Here is an 18,994-nt window from a genome sequence, read left to right on the forward strand (position 1 = left end):
AATCAACGAAACGTTGTCAACAATCTGTTGAAAGCGAGGGCGGATGATCGTACCTCTCACGGAGGCTGTCGCCGATACCTGCGGGGGCAAGGCGGGCACACTTGGCGCATTGCTGCGCGCGGGTCTGCCGGTTCCTGACGGCTTCGTCGTCTCGTTCGCCGCCTACCTCGCCGCTGTCCGCGACCTGGACCTCGGACGGTTCGCCGGGGAGCCAGACGATCTTGCTGTGGCACGGCAGGCGCTCGCGGCCCGCCCACTCCACGCCACCGTGATCGACGCACTGGGACGCGCGCTCGACGAACTCGGCGATCCGGCCGTGGCGGTAAGATCATCGGCGGCGGACGAGGACACCGGTCAGGCATCGGCGGCCGGTCAGTTCGAGAGCTTTCTCGCCGTGCACGGGATCAGCGACGTCGCCGATGCCGTACGTGCCTGCTGGGCCTCGCTGTTGTCTCCCCGCGCCATCTCCTACCGGGATGCCTCCGGCCGCGACGGCCGGCCGTCCGCCGATCTTGTGATGGCCGTCATCGTCCAACGTCATCTGGATGCCGAGGTATCCGGGGTCATGTTCACACCCGCAGGCCCGGACGACGCAACCGAGATCGAGGCCTCCTGGGGCCTGGGCCCCAGCATCGTCGGAGGCACGGTCACCCCTGACGCCTACCGCGTCGCCGAGGACGGGACGGTCACTCGCACCATCGCCGACAAACGGACCCGCCTTGACCGGCGTGGCACGCAGCTCATCGTTCGCGACGTGCCCGCCCATGCCCGGCATCAACCGACGATCGACGACGCGACCGCCACGCAGCTCGCCGAGCTGGGCAGGGAGATTGCCGGCGCACTCGGCGGACCGCAGGACATCGAGTGGGCGATCGTCGACGGTCGCACCTGGGTTCTGCAAGCACGGCCGATCACCGCCGCACCCCCACGGCGCCCTTCGCCTTCCGGCGCCTCGGACATCCCGGCCACCACACTCACCGGAACACCGGGCAGCCGCGGGACCGTGACCGGCCCCGCGAGGATCGTCCGCGGTCCCGGCGACTTCGCGCGCGTGCACCCGGGCGACATCCTCGTCTGCCCCTTCACCGACCCCGCTTGGACACCGCTGCTGCGCATCGCCGCCGGCGTCGTCACCGAAACCGGAGGCGTACTGTCCCACGCCGCGATCGTCGCCCGCGAGCACGCCATCCCCGCCGTCCTCGGCATCCCGAACGCGACAAGCAGGCTCCACGACGACACCCTCATCACCATCGACGGCACCACCGGCACCGTTGCGGCGACCAACGCGTGACCGATCACTTCCCCCACGGATCGAAAGGAGAAGGGGAAGCGGGTCCGCACGGGCATCGCGCCCCCAACGGCTGATGACAACGCGACACCTCTACCTGGCCCGCCACGGCGCGGCCGACGCGTTCGGGGAACTCACCGCCATCGGGCGCCGGCAGGTGGGCCTGCTGGGCGAACGGCTCGCCGGCATACCGGTCGACGCCGTGTGGCACTCTCCGCTGCCCCGCGCCGTAGCGAGCGCGCACGAACTCGCCCGGCATCTGCCGAACGTGCCCGTGACCGAGGCCGCCGAACTCATCGACCACGTGCCGTACGTCCCCAGCGCGGCCGAAACGCCCCCGTCCTGGGCCGGCTTCTTCGACGGCTACGACGACACCGAGGCAGCCTCGGGCCAAAGTCTCGCCAAGGCCCTGGTCGCCCGGTTCGCGAAGGTCCCCGACACGACTGCAGGAGGGACCCAATCCGACACGCACGAGGTCCTGGTGACGCATGCCTACCCGATCGCGTGGCTGGTGCGGCACGCACTGGACGCGCCGCCGCCCCGGTGGCTCGGACTGAACAGCGCCAACACCGCGCTGACGGTCATCGAGTACCGTACCGGTCTGCCGCCCACGATCGTGATGTTCAACGACATGAGCCACCTCCCGGCCGACCTGCGCTGGACCGGTTTCCCCGGAGGCGTGCGGCCGTGAGGTGCCGGTGCCGCGCTTCGGGCTTCGGGCGCAAGGACAAGCACCCGCCGCAGTTCCGCGACCGACGGTGCACGACGACCTGGCGACCCGCCCATGCATCGACGATGCTGTGACACGTGGAGTACGTGTCCAGAGTGCCACGACCGCCGCTGGCCGGGCTGATCGACGACCTCTACTACCTGGAGGGCACACCGCCGTACCCCCGCCTGACGCTGCCGCCGACGCCGTCGGCGGTCCTCATCTTCAATCTCGGGGCGCCGTTCCGCATCCGCGCCGGCACCGACCTCGAGCCGGCCGAGTACGCCGACGGCTGCGTGGTCACCACACCCACCCGCGCCTTCGAGTTCGGCTACCCAGCGGGGACCCGGTCGGTCGGCGTGCACTTCAAGCCATGGGGGCTGGCGCCGTTCCTGCCGATGCCTGCGGCCGAGCTGTGCGACCGGCCGGTGACGGTGGAGCAGGTCTGGGGCCGCGCCACCAGCGCTGAGCTGCGAGACCGGCTGGCCACGGTGGCCAGGCCGCACGAGATGCTGACGCTCCTCGAGGAGGAGTTGATGCGACGGCTCCGCGAGACCGCGGGCTTGGGGCTGGTCCGCCACGCGAGCAGCGTCATCGCGGCGGCCACGGGAGCGTTGGCGATCGGCGACCTGAGCGTGGCGGCCGGCGTCAGCAGCACTCATCTGGCACAGCGGTTCAAGGAGCTCATCGGTGTCACGCCGAAGCGGCTCGCCCGCACCTACCGCTTCGCCGCCACCGTGCGCGCGATCGACCCCGCCGGACCGGTCAACTGGGTCGACCTCGCCGGTCGTACCGGCTACTTCGACCAGGCCCACTTCGGCCACGAGTTCCGGACGTTCACGGGGCTTACGCCGACCCGGTACGTCGACGTCCGGCGGCGGTTCCTACGCGAACATCCCGGCCATGCGCTCGACGTCGGGCCGCTGCCGGCCGATTGATTTCTTACAAGAGCCGGCAACTCCCGACACGCCACCATGGGACTTCCCCAGCAGAGGAGGAAAGAGCCCATGGGCAAGGTCGTCATGTACAGCACGGTGTCGGTGGACGGCTTCATCGCGGACGACAACGACCAGGTCGGACCGCTGTTCGACTGGATGTCCAGCGGTGACGTCCCGTTGGACGAGACGGGGGAGGTGAAGGTGTCGCAGGCGTCCTACGACTACACCCGGCCGTACTGGGACCAGATCGGAGTGACGGTCGTCGGTCGCCACGTCTTCGACCTGACGGACGGCTGGGGTGGCAAGCCACCGGCCGGAATCGACCACGTGGTCGTCGTGTCGCACCGGCCGATGCCCGAGGGCTGGGACGCCGAGGCGCCGTACCACTTCGTCGACGGCGTCGAGGCCGCCATGGCCAAGGCACAGGAGCTTGCGGGCGAACGCACGGTCGAGGTCGCCGCCGGCGACGTCGGCGGCCAGGTGCTGGCCGCAGGGCTCGTCGACGAGGTCGCCATGGACGTCGCGCCCGTGGTGTTCGGGTCCGGCAAGCGCTACTTCGGGTCCGTCGACACACAGCACCTGCTGGAGGATCCTGACGTGGTGATCCAGGGCAACCGGGTACTCCACCTGCGCTATCGGGTGCGCCGATGACCGATCTGAGCGGGTATGCGAAGAAGCTCGCACTGCCAAACCCCCTCCCTTGATCCTTTATACTCTTTTATCGGTTTAAGTGATCTGCAAGTGGCACACGGCAGGCTCTCCTCATCAGCGCAACGCTGCCGTCCGCTTGGATGGCACGAAGGGGAAACACCATGCAGTTTGGCAAGAAGCTCACTGCCATCGCCGCTTGCGCCATCATGGCGACTGGGGTGCTGGCCACGGCGACCCCCGCAGCAGCTACGGCGGCTACTGCGGCTACGGCGGGGGAGAGTGCAGCACGTTACTACTACGGCGCCATCGCCGTGTCGCGGGACGGCCGTGTCGGCAGGTCCTGGGACTACAGAACAGCGACTGCCGCCAAGAAGCGGGCACTGAGGGAATGCGGCCGCTCCAGCTGCAAAGTCCTCACCACCTTTGTCAACGGTTGTGGCGCTGTCGCCTACAACGCCAGGAGAAACGTCTACTGGGGCGGCAGGGGGAGCACACCCGCCAGAGCGAAGAGGAACGCCATCGCCAACGCGGGCGGCGGCCGCTGGATCGCCTATCAGTGCACCAGACGATACCGCTAGCGCCCCGGTGAGCCAGCCGTTGCGATCATTGATCGTTTAACAGGTGCCGAGTCCCTGGAGATCGACGACTGGTTTCAGGCGCCCGAGCGCGCGTCGGCAGCTACAAACACGTGAGGGCCCGCTCAAGAGCGCGTGCCTGTGGAGATAGATCAAGTGGGGCCATCCTTCGCAGATGGCCCCACTGCCAACCGCGAGACGCGGGTAACTCGTGCGCGAGGTGTCACGAAGGGAACCGCTCCGGGCGGAAGTCCGCAAGCATCCCGTCTCTCTTCCCGCTGAGGATCTCCGAAGCAAGCAGCCGGCCGATGACCGGCCCGAGCGTGATGCCGCTGTGGGAAACGGCCTCGTAGTAGCCCGGCACAGACGGCACCGCTCCCACCGAGGGGAAACCGTCGGCCGGGATGGGCCGCTCGACTACCCGCGTCTGTACGATGCGGGAGTTGCCGAGCTCGGGAACGACGTGCCCCGCCGATTCGTGGAGCAGCCGTGCGAGTTCCGCTGGATCTTCGCCTGTGTCGATGAGTGCGTCGATCTCGCGGCTGTGGAGGACCACCGAAGCGTCTCCGTCAGGACGGATCTCGATGTGAGGCGCGTGCATGGCCCGGTGAACCGGGACCTGAGCACAGCCGATCCGGGTGACGGCGCCGGGTTCCCGGCGCATCGGCAAGTGCCGTGCGACGAGCCCGGCAATGTGGGAGGCGCTGGGTCCTGCTGCATTCACGACGATGTCGACGTCGAGACAGCTCCCATCGGATAGAGCAACTGTCCGGATGCTCCCGTCTGCACCGGTGCCGATGTCACAGACCGCGGTGCCGAACCGGTGCCCGGCGCCGGCTGCAACGGCCTGGCCGACCAGGCGGCCGACGAGATGACGTCCGTACACCCAGGCTTCGTCGGGGTAGAACACGACAGGAATCTCGCCGGGCATCGTGAGAGCAGGTTCGAGGCGTCGGCGCACCTCGGCCCCCGTCCACACCTCGACCCGGTAGTCCCAGCCAGCCAGCAGTGCGGCTGTTTCCAGGAGCTTCGCCTCTGCTACGGGATCGTCTGCCCAGCGCAGGTGGCCGCTGGGATACCACCATGAGTCTGGCCCGATGGTCCTGGCAAGCTCACGGTGCGCCGCCATGCCCGCGACGTTCAGGTCGAAGTAGGACTTGCGCGCGGTCTTGTTGCTGGCATTGACCCACGAGAAAGACCAGTTGGTGACGCCTTCGCCCGGCTGGCCTGAGTCGATGAAGATCACCTTGGCGCCGTGCCGGGACAGGTTCCAGCCCACGCTGGCTCCGAGGATGCCCACTCCGATGACAGCAACACGTTGAGGCCGCTTTCCGGACCCGATCCTCACGTACGCCGCCTTCCCAGATCACGGGCGAACTCCCGCTTCTAGCATGCACGCATGTGGAACGCCAGCGGCGGTTGCGCCGTGGGAGTCCTAGCAACCAAGGATCGCTAGGCGTATCCGCGTACCGCCCACGCCCTGGCGGTGAGCGCGATCGAGCCGTCCGGCCCCGTGGGCAGGCGGCGGCGCAGCGCGTCCCGCAGGGCGGTCCTGTGGTCCTCCGCGAGCGCCATGACGTACCCAGGCGCAGGTCCCTGGCCGCCGAGGAACGGCATCCAGTAGTCGTCGAAGTCCGCGAACACGGTCGGCACCTCGATCGGCTCGACCGCCACGCTGCTCAGCCCCGTTCCCGTCCACAGCTCGCCCAGCCGCTCCGGCCGGCACAGCGGGAAGCGCGCGCCCTCGTCCAGCGTCGCGGCGGCGGGGTCGAGGACGGTGGCCGCATCCCAGAAGTACCGCAGCATCGCCATGCCCTCGGCGTAGTCCCAGACGTAGGCGGCGACCGTCGCGCCAGGAGCGGCCACGCGTGCGAACTCGGCCACGGCGCGGGCCGGCTCGGGCACGAAGTTGAGCACCAGTCCGCTCACCACCGCATCGAACCGGCCGGCGGGAAAGGACAGCGAGGTGGCGTCGCCGACCTCGAACCTGGCCCGCGCATCGGCGATCTGGGCGCGGGCGTGCCCGATGAAGCCTTCCGCCGGATCGACGCCCGTCACCTCGGCGGGATCCGCGGCAGCGAGCACGGCGGCAGAGAGCGCGCCGGTGCCGCAGCCGGCGTCCAGCCACCGCCGGCCGGGCGGCACGCCGAGCCAGGGCACGAACGCCGCAGCCACCCGCCGGCTCCAGCGGCCCATGAAGAACCCGTAGGCGTCGCCGCGGGCCCACACCTCATGCATCACGTCGCAAGAGTAGACCGCCGGAGCCCAGACGGCGCGAAAACGCGTTGCCGCAGATACCGCAAAACGCATGGTTGTGCGCTCGTGATCACAATGGTGGAGCGCCTCCTACCTGCCCCGCTGGGAACAGGATTCCGGTGGTTGCCGGCCTCGAGCTGGCTGACAAATCTCGGTGACGGAACCGCGGCCGCCGCGCCCGCTCCGGCCGCGTCGCCATCGTGTACGTCACCTTCACGCCGAACAACGACCGGCACCTGTTCGACACGCTGGACGCCGCCCTCTGCCACCCGTACGCCTGACCCGCCAGGTCAGGCGAAGCCGTTCGACAGCCGCTGAAGGTTGGCGGCGTGGCCGAGCGGCGAGTCGTCCTCGAACCATCGGGTGAGCGTCGCGGGACTGAAGAGGTGCTCGATGGCGAGCAGCACGGCACCTGTGACGCCTTCCATGTGGTTCATCGACGCGGCCCGGATCTCCAGGTCCTGGGCCGCGAGGTCGGTTGGCCGCCACCATGGCGATGGTCCCCGCGGCGCGGTCGACCACGCAGCCCCGCATTCCCGTTGGACAGCAGGATGTGAACAATGACGAACATGGAACAGGCTCTTCCCGCGGAGAACCAATGGGGCCTGCTGGTCGAGTACGGCCGCGGACTCGAGCTCGGCTTTCACGCCCTCTGGGTGGAGAGCGACGACCCGGAAGAACTGTCCAGCCGATTCCGCGTGGATCCGGGCACACGGCTGGAGTGCGACGTGACAACGCTCGCGGGAACGTACAAAGGCCCTCCGGCGAAAGGCATCTGGATCGGCCCTCACACGCCGGGCTGGACGCACCTCATCGTCTTCGGGCTGTCCTCGAACCATCCCGCGATCGGCAATCTCGGAAGGCGGCGAGCCTTCCAGATCAAATTCTGGGGCGAGGTGGGCGAAGGCCTCGAGCCGTTGTACCTCCATTACGACGGGGAACTGCTCGGCGATGTCAATCCGCCGTACGAGGAGGGCGGATACATGTCCCTCCCCGACTACCGGCCCTTCACCGAGGGGCTGGCACTCGACCCCGACGGTGACCTTGAGCATGACGTCCACACCTTGTGGTGCATGGTCGGCCGGATCACGGGACGCTTCGCAGATCCGGAGTGGTGGACGTCGGCCCGTACCTTCTACAGCATCCCCGCCGGAGCCTGGGAACGCTGAACAACGCCGACCTGGCCAGCATCACGGTCGCCACCGCGAGGGCCACCCCCGCTCCAGCGGTGGCGACGAGCCCGCCCAGCACCGCCACCCCGAGTTCTTGTAGGTATCAAGCGGCGCCGCTCCGCGCCGCCAGTGCGGCCCTGCGCTCGGCCGCAGGCCGCGTGCGGCCTGGAGGCAACGTTGTTAGCGGCTTGTCTCTCGTGGCGTCTTGTCGCTGCGACCACGACCCACGCGATGATCGCGGCCACGATGCCGCCGATGACCGCAGAGAGCGCGCCCTGTAACAGGTTCGCCCACCAACCTTGCATGCGCCACTCCCGGGGCATCTCGTGACGAGGTCTCGTGGCTCAATGGCAGAGCTCACGTCGTTAGACTGACCTGTCCTCTTAAAAGCCGCTGGCGCCGCACATGGCGGCGCCCGTGGGTGTGCGGTGTGCGGCCGGCCGTTGCCATACCAAGAGCGAACTGGTCAGCCGTGCCCTCGATGACGGGCTCATCACCCTGGCCGAGCTCAACCAGACGGAGACCTCGTTGTAGACATTCGGCGGGCATCGGTACGCCCGATGCCTCCGTAGAACAGCCAAGACCGTCCAGCCGGAGCTGATCGCGGTGGCCGGGCCGAACTTGTTGCCGCCTTCGCTGTTCCAGACAGTCAGCGTCCCGGTGGCGGCCGAGAAGATGTCGGCCACGCCGTCGGAGTTGAAGTCCGGCGTGGCCGATCCACTCATCGCGGCTTAGCGCGGGTTCTTCGCGTGGGTGAGGGTCTCCCAGGCCAGGAAGCGCGAGGCATTGACCGGGCGCTTCTGCTTCACCCACATCTCGGCTTGGGGCATGTCGTATCCGAGACGCTGGTGCAGCGCGTTGTAGCCGACTTCGAGGTTCGGCCCGAGGCCGAGGGTGACCTTTCCGCCGCACAGCCACGATGGCACCGTCGCGCCCAGTTGCAGGCGAGCGTGGAACTCCATCGCGAATCGCAGCCGGTGCTTGGCCTCGGCGTACAGGTCCACGCCCTGGTGGCGGGCCGTCTCTGCGACGTGGGAGATGGCCGCGATGCCCCATCCCGTGTGCCCGAAGTCGCGGCAGGTTTCCTGGGCCAGGCCGTTCACGAACTTGGTCTGCCCGTGCCAGTAGTCGATGATCTCGGCTTCGGTGTCGTGCTTGCTGTTCGGCGGCGCCTTGGGCAGCGAGCCATCCGTCGCGAGGTAGATGTAGGCGGGCAGCCTGCCGCGCCAGGTCGTGACCGCTCGGTCGAAGGAGGCGCGGTCGTCCAGGTGCACGGCGATGCCGATGGCGGCATCGGTCATGATCAGTTCCCAGTTGCCTTGGTTGTTAGGCTTTCCGGCGATCACGGTCGGGAGGTACACGGTGCGCAGCTTGTCGGCGAACCGGCCGGCCTGGGTCCAGCCGGTGTAGGTGTGCTTGATGAGTTCGGCGGCGCGGGAGAAGTTGGCGCCCGCAAAGCCAGTCTGGAGCGGCGCGTTGCTCCCGGTGTGTTCAGTGATCACGGCCGACCAGGCGTCCATGATCTGGATCGCTTTCTTGGCGTAGCGGGAGTCCTTGGTGAGGTACCACCGCAGGGCGTGTGTGTAGGCCGCATTGGCGTCCTCACGCTCGTCCGAGCAGCCGTGGTCGGGGTTCCCATACATACCGCACTCCACGACGGCGCGGGGCTTGGCCGTGTAGGACAGCGAGGCATAGGAACTGCGTTGCAGGGCTTCCCAGGCAGACTTCCACGGTTCCTTGCCGAGGTTGGCTTTGACGAAGTCGAGCTGAGCACGGCTGACCAGGACGCCGGGATGCTTGAATGCGGCCGCCTGCGCGGGCTGCGGGGTGGATAAGGCGGCGGCCACGAGCATGGTGGCGGCGAGAGGGCGAGCGAGACGCACGGGTTTCCTTCCAGGCGCGGACGTCCATTCAGCCAGCCGCCGACCCAGCTGTCAACATTTCCGACTCAGCTGTCAACATTTTCGCGCCGTGGACATCGGCCGCTATACCGCCGCATGCCGTACGCACGGTTGGACACCCCGCCGGGCAATCGTGGAGGCCTAACGTGCTCAGCCGACAGCGACGGTGAAGGTGTTAGCAAGATCCCGAGATTGTCCTGACAAACATAAAGGCCCGCTCCAGGATGTGCCTGGTGGCGGGCCTTTCGTATGAGCGCGGCCGACAGGAGTCGAACCCGTAACCTTCTGATCCGTAGTCAGATGCTCTATCCATTGAGCTACGGCCGCTCGTTGCGTAAGCCAGCATAGCGGGTTCTGGGGAGTGCCTCGAACCAGTTAACGCAATCATGGCCCCCGCGGCTGGTTCCCCCGCGCCTGTGGATACATCGAAGTGTGTATCCACAGGCAGGTCCCTCGCAGGAGGGCGACAGGGGGCTGGGGTGGTGGGATAGGAGCATGAAGTGGGTCGTGTTCGGGGCTGTGGTGGCCTTCGCGGCGGGTGTGGTGCTGATCGCGGGTGGCGCCTATGTCGAGCGCGGGGTGCCCGAGTGGCTGCTCGTCCTGCCCTTGACGATCACTTGTGCTGGGGTTCTCGTGCGGCAGCGGGCGCCGCTCTTGTCTCTGGGGCTCGGGGTGGTCGCGGTCACCGTGGACGGGTTCGTGGGGCCGTCCTTGGGGACCGTGCTCGTGTTCACCGACAACCTGTACGCGGCCGTGCTCTACGGGCCGGCCCGGTTTGCTCGGGTGCTGCTCGGGGTGACGGCCACGCTGGCGGTGGTGGGTGGGGCGGTGGCCGGGTTCATCGCCCAGGACTGGCGAGCGCTGGCCGTGATGGGGATCCAGGCGGGGTTGGTGCTGGTCACGCCGGTCACGACTGCGCTGGTGCTGCGGGAGCAGCGAGATCGGGCGGCGGCCGAGCGGCTGCGGGCGGAGCAGGTGGCGCATCTGGCGGAGCTCGATCGGCAGGCGGCCATCGCCGCGGAGCGTACGCGTATGGCGCGCGAACTGCATGACATGATCGCCAATCACTTCAGCGCGATAGCCATCCAGTCCACGGCTGCGCTCTCTCGTACGGATCTCGATCCGGAGACGGTTCGGAAGGTCATGGAGTCCGTACGGGAGAACAGCGTCAAGGGGATGGCCGAGATGCGGTCCATGATCGGACTGTTGCGGCAGGAGGGGGAGGAGCCTGAGGCCACTCGGCCGCGGCTGGCCGATGCGGAGACCTTGGTGGAGCGGGTCAGGCGGGCGGGGCTCGTTGCCGGATTGCGGGTCGACGGGGATGCCCGTGAGGTGCCTGCCTCCGTTGACCTGGCCGGCTATCGGATTCTGCAGGAGGCGTTGACCAACGCGCTCAAGCATGGGGACTCGCCGGTTGACGTCGTGGTCTCCTATGAGGCCGGGCGCGTCGTGGTGACCGTTGACAACGTCGTGGGAGGGGCAGGCGCGGCGCGGTTGCCGGGGGCGAGGGCCGGGGTGATCGGCATGCGGGAGAGGGCCTCGTTGGTCGGAGGTTCCCTGGATGTCGGACCTGGTGGGCAGGACGGCATGGGGCGGGGCCGGTGGCGGGTGCTCGCCGTGCTGCCTACCTCTGACAATCAGACTTTCCACGGGAATGGGGCGGGGCCGATTGCGGTCGACGTACGGCAGGAAGGTGCGTGACAGGTGACGATCAAGGTGTTGGTCGCCGACGATCATGCGGCGGTCCGGGCCGGGATCGCCTTGATCCTCGGCGGCGTGCCGGACATCGAGGTGATCGGCGAGGCGGGTGACGGGGAGCAGGCTGTGGCCATGGCCAAGCAGCTCCGGCCCGATGTGGTGCTGATGGACGTACGCATGCCACGCCTCGACGGCATCTCGGCCACCAGGGAGCTGGCGGGGATCAGCGATGTGCTGATCCTGACGACGTTCGATGTCGACGAGTACGTTTTCGGCGCCCTGCGCGCGGGTGCGGCCGGTTTCCTGCTGAAGAACACCGACGCCGAGTCCCTGGTGGAGGCGGTCCGGCTGGTGGCGCGTGGTGATGGGCTGATCTCGCCGGCGGTCACGCGGAAGTTGATCGCGGCCTTCGCCGGGGAGGTGACGCCGTCGCGGCGGGAGCCGGCGGCCGGTCCGGACAGCCTGACGCCGCGCGAGCGGGAAGTGCTGGCCTGCATCGGGCGCGGCATGTCCAACGCCGAGATCGCCAGAGAGCTGGACATGGCGGAGGCCACGACGAAGACGCATGTCAGCCGGGTGCTGAACAAGCTGGGACTGAAGAGCCGGGTACAGGCGGCGATTTACTACTCAGGCGGCACTTAGCGCCGTAATGTGTGCGACGTGAGCATGCCGCCGCCGCCTGAGCCGCCTCAGGGGCCACCTCAAGGGCCACAGCAGGAGCCGCCTCGTCGTACGGGGCTGATCGTCGGGCTGGCGTTCGCCGGGTTCTTCGGCTATCTCGTCATCAATGTGATCACCGGCTTCGTCGCCTTTGCGTTCGAGTCGGAGGTGGCGTTCGGGGTGGGGGCCGGGTTCCTGGCGCTCGTCGGCATCGGTGTGGGGTTGGTGTTCGTGCTGCTGCGGAGATCGTGGTCCCTGGGACTGGGGCTGGGTCTGATGATCGGCTGGGCGCTCACGTCGATCGTCACGGCCGGCTGGTGCACGGGGCTCAACCCGGGCCTGTACGCGTAGATGGACGTTGTGATCCGATGGCAATCGCCCGCCCCTAGCCTGGCCTCCAGCCCGATGGCGACGTGGGGGAGAACCGACCGATGAGCATGCCGCCGCCCGACCCGAACCACCGTTGGCAGCCCCCGTACGGACCACCGCCGCCTCCGCCCAGCGGGTCCTCCACCGGCGTCGTCGTCGCGCTCGCGTTCGCCGGCCTGGCGCTCTACAGCGTGGTCAACGTCATCGTCGGCTTCTTCGTCTTCTTCGCCGCCATGGGCTCGAACGGCTCCAACATCCTCCCCGTGGTGGCGGGTACGGCGGTCCTCGCCCTCGTCGGCCTGGGCGCTGGCATAGCCCTCGTGATCATCCGCCAACCCTGGACCCGGGGCCTCGGCCTAGGGCTCATGATCGGGTGGGCGCTGTGGTCGATCCTGTCCGCCGGGATCTGCACCGGCCTGAACCCGGGCCTGTACGCCTGACATGCTTCCCCTTCACGAGATATTCGTCGGCCTGGGTGTCTTCGTGGCCTCCGTCGTCTTCGTACGGGAGGCCAGAAGACGCGGCGCCCTCAACGAGCAGTCGCTGATAGCCGTCACCGGCGCCCTGGTCGGCGGCGCCATCGGCATGCGCCTGGCCGGCTGGCTGGAGACGCTGGACCTCCAGAACCTCTGGCTGTACGGCTCCCGCAGCATCCTCGGCGGCCTGACCGGCGCGTACGTCGGCGTGCTCGCCGCCAAGAAGATCATCGGCTACAAGGAACGCACCGGCGACCTGTTCGCTCCGGCCGTGGCGCTCGGCATGGCGGTGGGCAGGATCGGCTGCCATCTCACCGAGGCCCCGGGCCGGCCCACCGACCTGCCCTGGGGCGTGCACGCCCCGGCGTCGACCCCCGAATGCCCCGGCTGCCTGGCCGGCCAGGCCATGCACCCGTCGTTCATCTACGAGATCATCTTCCAGCTCGCCGCATTCGCAGCGCTCATGTGGGCACGGAAGCGGCTCACACAGCCCGGCGAACTGCTCACCCTCTACCTCGCCGGGTATGCCGCCTTCCGTTTCCTCGTCGAGTTCACCAGAGCCAACGACACGCTCTGGCTCGGCCTGACCGGGCCACAGTGTTTCCTGCTCGTCGGGTTGCCGCTGCTCGCGTTCCGGCTCGCGTACGGCTGGCGGCGCGGTTATTACGATCCCCTTTTCCAGCGGAAGGTCATGGCATGAACACAGGGATGGGTCTGCGGGGCGACCGCATCCTCAGGTACGTCAACGCGTTCTGCCCGCACTGCCACGGCCAGGACCTGGACAAGGTCGAGCGCCTGAGCGGCTACCTGGCCGAACGCGACGGCCGCGTATGGCTGGAGCGGGGCTGCCGCGAGCACGGCCTGATCCGGACTTTGTACGACGAAGACCCAGAAATCCTCAAATACCTGGAGGAATGGACCGCCCCGACCAAGCACCACGTACCGGATCTGTCGGGAAACTTTGCTCCGATCCCCCTCGCGTACCTCAACGGCCTCCCCGAGATGCAGACCCAGCACACCTGCATCCTCCTCGAGGACATCGCCGAGACCTGCAACCTGCGCTGCCCCACCTGCTTCGCCGACAGTTCCCCTGACCTCGCCGGCGTCGTCCCCGTCCCCGACATCCTCGCGAACGTGGACCAACGTCTCGAAAGGGAGAACGGCCGCCTCGACGTCCTCATGCTGAGCGGCGGCGAGCCCACCCTCCACCCCGAGCTCAAAACCCTGCTGACCGAGCTCGAACAGCGCCCGATCACCCGCATCCTGATCAACACCAACGGCGTCCTCATCGCCAGGGACGATTCTCTCCTCGACCTCCTCACCGAGCACAGGGAGCGGGTGGAGGTCTATCTGCAGTACGACGGCTCCTCCGAGCACGCCTCGAGGCACCACCGAGGCGGCGACCTGCGCCGGCTCAAGGCCGCGGCCCTCGAGCGCCTGTCGGCGCGCGAGATCTTCACCACCCTGGTCATGACGGCCGCGCTGGGCGTCAACGACGGCGAGATCGGCGACGTCGTACGCCTCGCGCTCGACACCCCGTACGTCGGAGGCGTCTCCCTGCAACCCCAGTTCGGTTCGGGCCGATCGGGCACCATCGACCCGATGAACCGGCTCACCCACACCGGCGTGCTCAAACGCCTCGGCCCGCAGACCGGTGGCCTGGTGACCTGGCGCGACCTCACCGCCCTGCCCTGCTCCCACCCCCACTGCTGCTCGGTCGGCTACCTGATCCGCGACGACGCCCAGCAGTGGCGCTCCCTCACCGCGCTGATCGGCCACGACCGGCTCAAGGAGAACCTGGGCCTGGTCTCCAACCGCATCGCCGACAGCGAAATCCCGAAGGAACTGCGGCTTGCCGTACAGGAATCCCTGCTCGGACTCCTGTCCGAGCAGTCGTCGCTGTCCCACCCGCAGATCGGCGACCTGTGGCGGAACATCTGCGAGAACTGCGACCTCGGCGTCTCCACCCTCCTCACCCTCGCCTCCTCAGCGCTCCCGGGCCGGCGCAGGAAACTGCGCAGGATGCTGGGGGAGCGGGTGGTACGCATCACGATCAAACCGTTCATGGACATCTCCACGATGATCGAGGAGCGGCTCACGCAGTGCTGCGTGCACGTGGGCACGCGGGCCGAGCAGGACCAGTGCGCGCCGTTCTGCGCCGTACAGGCCTGGCCGCAACTCTCCCGTCAACGACTGTCGGCGGTGACGTCGTGACGGCGGACGATCCTCGCTCTGGCGAGACTTCGGCGAAGGGCCAGCCGTACGATCCGCGCTCCAGCGGGACTCCGGCGAAGGGCCAGCCGTACGACCCGCTCAGGTTGTGCGTGTACGCGACCGTCGCCGTCCTGGCCTGGCTGCTCGGGCCGTGGGCGGTGCTGGGGTTCGCGGTGCTCGGGTTCGCCGGCTACTGGAAGGCGCGGCGAGCCGGGCTGACCCGAAGCAAGTGCCTGCTCAGGGACACCCGGCTCGTGCTGGCCTACCTCGGGCTTCTCGCCGTCGTGGCCGTCGTCGCGATCATCGTGTGACCACCGCATTGCCGGCGCCACGACGTCCTCGGAATGGCCGGACAGCACGCAGCCGTACCGTCGTCACTGTTGCACGTGAAACGCCGGGTTATTCGGCGGGTACGTACAAGCTCAGGGTCTCGGCCACACAGGCAGGGCGCCTCTCACCCTCGATCTCGACCGTCAGCTTCAGATTGGACAGATAGCCGGCCGGGGTGCCCTTGACGTCCGTGAGCTCGCCCACCGCCCTGATCCGCGCGCCCACGGGCACCGGCCTGGGAAAGCGGACCTTGTTCAGGCCGTAGTTGACGCCCATCGCGATGCCCTCGACCTTGACCATCTCGAACATGAACGCCGGCAGCAGCGACAGGGTCAGATAGCCGTGCGCGATCGTCCCGCCGAACGGTCCCTCCTTGGCCCGCTCCACGTCCACGTGGATCCACTGGTGGTCGTCGGTGGCCTCGGCGAAGAGATTGACCTGTTCCTGAGTGACGGTGCGCCACTCGGTCGGGCCGAACGTCTCGCCGACGGCCGCCTTGAGCTCCTGAACATTCGCGAAGGTCCGCATGGTGCGAACGCTATTGCCCGGGTGGTACGGCTGCCAAGTTGAGCACCCGGAACGTGCCGGGCCTGCCTTCCCAGTAGATGATCGTGCTGGGCTCGGACGACGTGCCGATGCCCATCCACGAACTTCCCATGCCGACGGTGGCCATTTTTCCGGTTGCGATGTCGTACACGCTGCTGGAGAGCGGGACGAACCGGTCGAGAATCGGGGTCAGCGACATCCGGTGCCCAAAATCGGAACCCTTCACCGCGCGTGTCTCCGTGCCGTCGACCCGATGGACGAAGCCGCCTTTCGGGTTCCGCCCGAAGCACCAGGACGGTCCGCAGCGCAGCCCTTTCGTGCCCGGGCGTACGGCGATCTGCAGCGCGGTTCCGGAGGACAGATCGACCATCTTGGTCTGGTTGCGGTCGCCGGTGCCGGGCCCGGCGGCCACGTCACCAGCCCAGGGCCAGGTCAGCAAGTGCAGGCCGGCGCCACCAGGAATCTGTTCAGGGACGCCGCCCGCGATGGGGATCTCCCAGACGCCGCCCGGCTCCGACCAGACGATCCGGTCCCCGTCGATCGCGATCGCGTCGATTTCCGCCCGCTCGCCGGTCAGCGTGGTGACCAGTCTGGGCTTGCCGCCGGTCAGCGGAACCGTCCAGATCTCCCGCAGCCTCATGCCGTTCTTCCTGCCGAAGGAGAACCAGGCGATGGTCTTGCCGTCGGTCGTCATGGTCTGCGGTATGTAGTCCTTCAGCCCCGGTGTTCTCGGAACTTCGGTGACCACGCGGGACTTCCTGGTGGCGGAGTCGTACACCTCGATCTTGCCTGCCCGCTCGAACGACGACTCCGCCGAGAGCAGGACCTTCGTGGCGCTGAGGGAGGTGATCGGGCGATAGCGCCAGCCGTCGGCATTCTTGGCGGGCATGGTGAAGACCGCCTTGGGCCAGACCTTGTCCGCCGCCATCGCGTTCGGGGCCGGGCGAAGGGCTTCGGGGCTGACCGTCACCGTTCTGGTGGGGGTGGGAAGGACGTTCGAAGGGGGAGCGATCACGGGATCCGCGGCCCAGCCGGAGAAGAGACTCCTGGTCGCCAGCCCCACTCCGATCACCGCCGCCGCGCACGCGATCGCCATTGCTTGCGTGCGCCGCCGCTGCCTGCGGCGCTTGCGCATCGCGACCGCCTTCAGCAGGTCGCCTGCCTCGGGAGCACGCGTGGCAGCCGCTCGCAGCGCGCCTGCCAGTTCGTCCTCTGTCCTCATGTCCGTTCCCTTTCGAGCACCGACGGCTTGACGCGCAGTGCGTTGAGCGCGTGGAATGCCTGACTTCTCACGGTGCCGCGGGAGATGCCGAGGATCTCGGCGATCTCCTTGTCCGGCAGGTCCTCGTAGTAACGCAGCACCAGGACGACCCGCTGCTTACGCGGCAGCGTGGCCAGTTCCTTCCACAGCTCGCCGAAGGAGTGGTCGTCGGTGTAGGAGCCCTCGGGCACCTCGTCCGTCACGTGCTCCCTGTGTCGCCGGCGCCACCAGCTGATGTGCTGGCGGGCCATGATCGTGCGCACGTAGGACTCCGGGTTGTCCTTGTTGCGGACCCTGCGCCAGGCGCCGCTCAGCTTGAGCAACGCCTCCTGGACCAGGTCGGCCGCGTCATCGGCGTTGCCGGAGAGCACGTAGCCGTACCGCAGCAGGGCCGTGCCGCGCGCACGGACGAAATCCTCGAACTCCACATCACCGAGACGCACGAGAGGGTCCGCACTGTTGCAAAGATCTTTACTCGAAACCATCGCATAGGTGTTCGAGTCCGCGCTACAGTCTTAGGTACCGCAATCGAACAAGGGTTCGGCCTGGTGAGAGGGGGTGTGTCCGGTGACGGTGCTCGCGCCCGCCCCTGCTCGGACACGCCGTAGCACTTTCTTCCCAAATCTAAGACGGCCGCTATATCCGGCAATAAAGTCCGAGAGCGTGGACCCTGTGCGAAACCCTTACGCCCCCGGAGCCGGACAGCGTCCCCCGGAGCTCGCCGGGCGTGACCGAGAGCTGCAGCAGTTCGAGGTCGTGCTCGAGCGTGTGGCCCGTGGCCGCCCCGAGCGGAGCATGGTCGTCACCGGTCTTCGGGGCGTCGGCAAGACCGTCCTGCTCAACACGTTCAAGTCCATGGCCATGCAGCGGCTGTGGGGCACGGGCAAGATCGAGGCCCGGCCCGACCAGTCGATCAGGCGGCCGGTCGCGGCCGCGCTGCACATGGCGATCAGGGAGCTGGCCCCGCGGCACCGCGCGCCCGAGCGGATCGAGGAGTTTCTCGGCGTGCTCAAGGCGTTCGCGATGCGCGATCCCGGGGCTGCCAAGGGCACCTCGCACTGGTCGCCCGGCATCGAGGTGCCCGCCAGCCGCGGGCGCGCCGACTCGGGCGACCTGGAGATCGACCTCACCGAGCTGTTCGTCGACGCCGCCAGTGTGGCCACCGACCTGGCCGTCGGCATCGCGTTGTTCATCGACGAGATGCAGGACGTGCCGGCCGCCGACGTCTCCGCGCTCTGCGCCGCCTGTCACGAGCTGTCGCAGACGGGCGGGCCGCTGATTGTGGTGGGCGCCGGGCTGCCGCACCTGCCCAGCGTGTTGTCGGCCAGCAAGAGCTATTCCGAACGGCTCTTCCGCTACGCGCGCATCGACAAGCTCGACCGGGACGCGGCCGATCTCGCGTTGATCCTGCCGGCCCGGGAGGAGGAGGTGGAGTTCACCCAGGACGCCCTGGATGCGCTCTACGAGGCGGCCGACGGCTATCCCTACTTCGTCCAGGCCTACGGCAAGGTCGCCTGGGACCTCGCGCCACGCAGCCCGATCACCATCGAGGACGTCAAGGTCTCCGCGCCCGAGGCCGAGGAAGAGCTCGCGGTCGGCTTCTTCGGCAGCCGCTACGAGCGGGCGACCCCAGCCGAGCGCGACTACATGCACGCCATGGCGCACATCGGCGACGAGCCGGTCGCCACTGCTGACGTGGCCGACGCCCTTGGGCGCAAGCCGTCCAGCCTCTCGCCCGCCCGTGACAGCCTCATCAAGAAAGGGCTCATCTACAGCGCCGAACGTGGGCTGATCGCGTTCACGGTGCCGCATTTCGGGAAGTTCCTGCGCGCTCAACCGGTCTGAGCGGCGCCCCTAGACCTCTATTGGGCTGTCTAGTGGGGAAGCTAGACAGCCCAATAGAGCTATATGACCATGCCTGCCTGCGTTGTCGAGAGAAATCTACGGCTC

Annotated in this window: 22 protein-coding genes and 1 tRNA gene; 14 read left to right on the forward strand and 9 right to left on the reverse strand. The window is 68.0% G+C overall.

What is annotated here, in order from left to right; all coding sequences use genetic code 11:
- The first annotated feature begins 43 nt into the window (after positions 1 to 43).
- From Q9G87_RS00310 to Q9G87_RS00330, 5 genes are all read left to right on the forward strand, one after another.
- Entirely contained in the window at positions 44 to 1,291 is a 1,248-nt protein-coding gene (locus Q9G87_RS00310; protein ID WP_305914095.1) for a PEP/pyruvate-binding domain-containing protein, read from the forward strand.
- 73 nt (positions 1,292 to 1,364) lie between these two features.
- Positions 1,365 to 1,979, forward strand: coding sequence for a histidine phosphatase family protein (locus tag Q9G87_RS00315; RefSeq protein WP_305914096.1), 615 nt, complete (start codon positions 1,365 to 1,367; stop codon positions 1,977 to 1,979).
- Between the two features lie 116 nt (positions 1,980 to 2,095).
- A complete protein-coding gene (locus tag Q9G87_RS00320; RefSeq protein ID WP_305914097.1) occupies positions 2,096 to 2,935 on the forward strand; it encodes a helix-turn-helix domain-containing protein in 840 nt (279 codons plus the stop codon).
- A 69-nt stretch (positions 2,936 to 3,004) separates the two neighbouring features.
- Positions 3,005 to 3,586: a dihydrofolate reductase family protein gene (locus Q9G87_RS00325; protein WP_305914098.1), complete on the forward strand. Its 582-nt coding sequence runs from the start codon at positions 3,005 to 3,007 to the stop codon at positions 3,584 to 3,586.
- A 161-nt stretch (positions 3,587 to 3,747) separates the two neighbouring features.
- Positions 3,748 to 4,164 (forward strand): DUF4189 domain-containing protein, encoded by a 417-nt coding sequence (locus Q9G87_RS00330; protein ID WP_305914099.1) that lies wholly within the window; start codon positions 3,748 to 3,750, stop codon positions 4,162 to 4,164.
- A gap of 220 nt (positions 4,165 to 4,384) precedes the next feature.
- Here Q9G87_RS00330 and Q9G87_RS00335 read toward each other — a convergent pair whose 3' ends face one another.
- The 3 genes from Q9G87_RS00335 to Q9G87_RS00345 all read right to left on the reverse strand — a co-directional run bounded on the left by Q9G87_RS00335 (position 4,385) and on the right by Q9G87_RS00345 (position 6,845).
- Positions 4,385 to 5,509 (reverse strand): NAD(P)/FAD-dependent oxidoreductase, encoded by a 1,125-nt coding sequence (locus tag Q9G87_RS00335; protein WP_305914100.1) that lies wholly within the window; start codon positions 5,507 to 5,509, stop codon positions 4,385 to 4,387.
- Positions 5,510 to 5,613: 104 nt separating this feature from the next.
- Entirely contained in the window at positions 5,614 to 6,399 is a 786-nt protein-coding gene (locus Q9G87_RS00340) for a class I SAM-dependent methyltransferase (RefSeq protein ID WP_305915104.1), read from the reverse strand.
- Positions 6,400 to 6,707: 308 nt separating this feature from the next.
- Entirely contained in the window at positions 6,708 to 6,845 is a 138-nt protein-coding gene (locus tag Q9G87_RS00345; protein ID WP_305914101.1) for a hypothetical protein, read from the reverse strand.
- Between the two features lie 132 nt (positions 6,846 to 6,977).
- On the opposite strand from Q9G87_RS00345, the gene Q9G87_RS00350 reads away from it, so the two are divergent.
- Complete coding sequence (locus tag Q9G87_RS00350) at positions 6,978 to 7,586, forward strand: hypothetical protein (protein ID WP_305914102.1); 609 nt, start codon at positions 6,978 to 6,980, stop codon at positions 7,584 to 7,586.
- A 386-nt stretch (positions 7,587 to 7,972) separates the two neighbouring features.
- On the opposite strand, the gene Q9G87_RS00355 is transcribed toward Q9G87_RS00350, so the two are convergent.
- The 3 genes from Q9G87_RS00355 to Q9G87_RS00365 all read right to left on the reverse strand — a co-directional run bounded on the left by Q9G87_RS00355 (position 7,973) and on the right by Q9G87_RS00365 (position 9,817).
- Complete coding sequence (locus tag Q9G87_RS00355; protein ID WP_305914103.1) at positions 7,973 to 8,314, reverse strand: FG-GAP repeat domain-containing protein; 342 nt, start codon at positions 8,312 to 8,314, stop codon at positions 7,973 to 7,975.
- A gap of 6 nt (positions 8,315 to 8,320) precedes the next feature.
- Positions 8,321 to 9,472 (reverse strand): alginate lyase family protein, encoded by a 1,152-nt coding sequence (locus tag Q9G87_RS00360; protein ID WP_305914104.1) that lies wholly within the window; start codon positions 9,470 to 9,472, stop codon positions 8,321 to 8,323.
- A 272-nt stretch (positions 9,473 to 9,744) separates the two neighbouring features.
- Positions 9,745 to 9,817 (reverse strand) — tRNA-Arg (locus tag Q9G87_RS00365).
- 168 nt (positions 9,818 to 9,985) lie between these two features.
- On the opposite strand from Q9G87_RS00365, the gene Q9G87_RS00370 reads away from it, so the two are divergent.
- The 7 genes from Q9G87_RS00370 to Q9G87_RS00400 all read left to right on the forward strand — a co-directional run bounded on the left by Q9G87_RS00370 (position 9,986) and on the right by Q9G87_RS00400 (position 15,218).
- The gene (locus Q9G87_RS00370) at positions 9,986 to 11,191 is read left to right on the forward strand and encodes a sensor histidine kinase (RefSeq protein WP_305914105.1); all 1,206 of its coding nucleotides are present in this window, start codon (positions 9,986 to 9,988) and stop codon (positions 11,189 to 11,191) included.
- A gap of 3 nt (positions 11,192 to 11,194) precedes the next feature.
- Positions 11,195 to 11,830 carry a response regulator gene (locus tag Q9G87_RS00375; protein WP_305914106.1) on the forward strand — a complete coding sequence of 212 codons (636 nt, stop codon included), beginning with the start codon at positions 11,195 to 11,197 and terminating at the stop codon, positions 11,828 to 11,830.
- 18 nt (positions 11,831 to 11,848) lie between these two features.
- Complete coding sequence (locus tag Q9G87_RS00380) at positions 11,849 to 12,199, forward strand: hypothetical protein (RefSeq protein WP_305914107.1); 351 nt, start codon at positions 11,849 to 11,851, stop codon at positions 12,197 to 12,199.
- An 80-nt stretch (positions 12,200 to 12,279) separates the two neighbouring features.
- Complete coding sequence (locus tag Q9G87_RS00385) at positions 12,280 to 12,657, forward strand: hypothetical protein (protein WP_305914108.1); 378 nt, start codon at positions 12,280 to 12,282, stop codon at positions 12,655 to 12,657.
- Position 12,658: 1 nt separating this feature from the next.
- Positions 12,659 to 13,393, forward strand: a complete 735-nt coding sequence (locus Q9G87_RS00390) for a prolipoprotein diacylglyceryl transferase (protein WP_305914109.1) — start codon at positions 12,659 to 12,661, stop codon at positions 13,391 to 13,393.
- A complete protein-coding gene (locus tag Q9G87_RS00395) occupies positions 13,390 to 14,907 on the forward strand; it encodes a radical SAM protein (protein WP_305914110.1) in 1,518 nt (505 codons plus the stop codon). Before Q9G87_RS00390 ends, Q9G87_RS00395 begins: the two co-directional genes overlap by 4 nt.
- Positions 14,904 to 15,218: a hypothetical protein gene (locus Q9G87_RS00400; RefSeq protein ID WP_305914111.1), complete on the forward strand. Its 315-nt coding sequence runs from the start codon at positions 14,904 to 14,906 to the stop codon at positions 15,216 to 15,218. Before Q9G87_RS00395 ends, Q9G87_RS00400 begins: the two co-directional genes overlap by 4 nt.
- 88 nt (positions 15,219 to 15,306) lie before the next feature.
- Here the strand turns inward: Q9G87_RS00400 and Q9G87_RS00405 are convergent, their stop codons facing one another.
- Genes Q9G87_RS00405 through Q9G87_RS00415 form a run of 3 tightly spaced genes read right to left on the reverse strand, consistent with a single transcriptional unit; the run spans position 15,307 to position 17,487 of the window.
- Complete coding sequence (locus Q9G87_RS00405) at positions 15,307 to 15,765, reverse strand: MaoC family dehydratase (protein ID WP_305914112.1); 459 nt, start codon at positions 15,763 to 15,765, stop codon at positions 15,307 to 15,309.
- Between the two features lie 10 nt (positions 15,766 to 15,775).
- Positions 15,776 to 17,005: a TolB family protein gene (locus tag Q9G87_RS00410; RefSeq protein ID WP_305914113.1), complete on the reverse strand. Its 1,230-nt coding sequence runs from the start codon at positions 17,003 to 17,005 to the stop codon at positions 15,776 to 15,778.
- Entirely contained in the window at positions 17,002 to 17,487 is a 486-nt protein-coding gene (locus Q9G87_RS00415) for a SigE family RNA polymerase sigma factor (protein WP_305914114.1), read from the reverse strand. Before Q9G87_RS00415 ends, Q9G87_RS00410 begins: the two co-directional genes overlap by 4 nt.
- A gap of 220 nt (positions 17,488 to 17,707) precedes the next feature.
- Here Q9G87_RS00415 and Q9G87_RS00420 point away from each other — a divergent pair, with 220 nt between their 5' ends.
- On the forward strand, positions 17,708 to 18,889 hold the full coding sequence (locus tag Q9G87_RS00420; RefSeq protein ID WP_305914115.1) for an ATP-binding protein: 1,182 nt from the start codon (positions 17,708 to 17,710) through the stop codon (positions 18,887 to 18,889).
- The last annotated feature ends 105 nt before the right edge of the window (positions 18,890 to 18,994 follow it).

The sequence above is a fragment of the Nonomuraea turcica genome, from assembly GCF_030718205.1.
In the GTDB taxonomy this organism is placed as follows: domain Bacteria; phylum Actinomycetota; class Actinomycetes; order Streptosporangiales; family Streptosporangiaceae; genus Nonomuraea.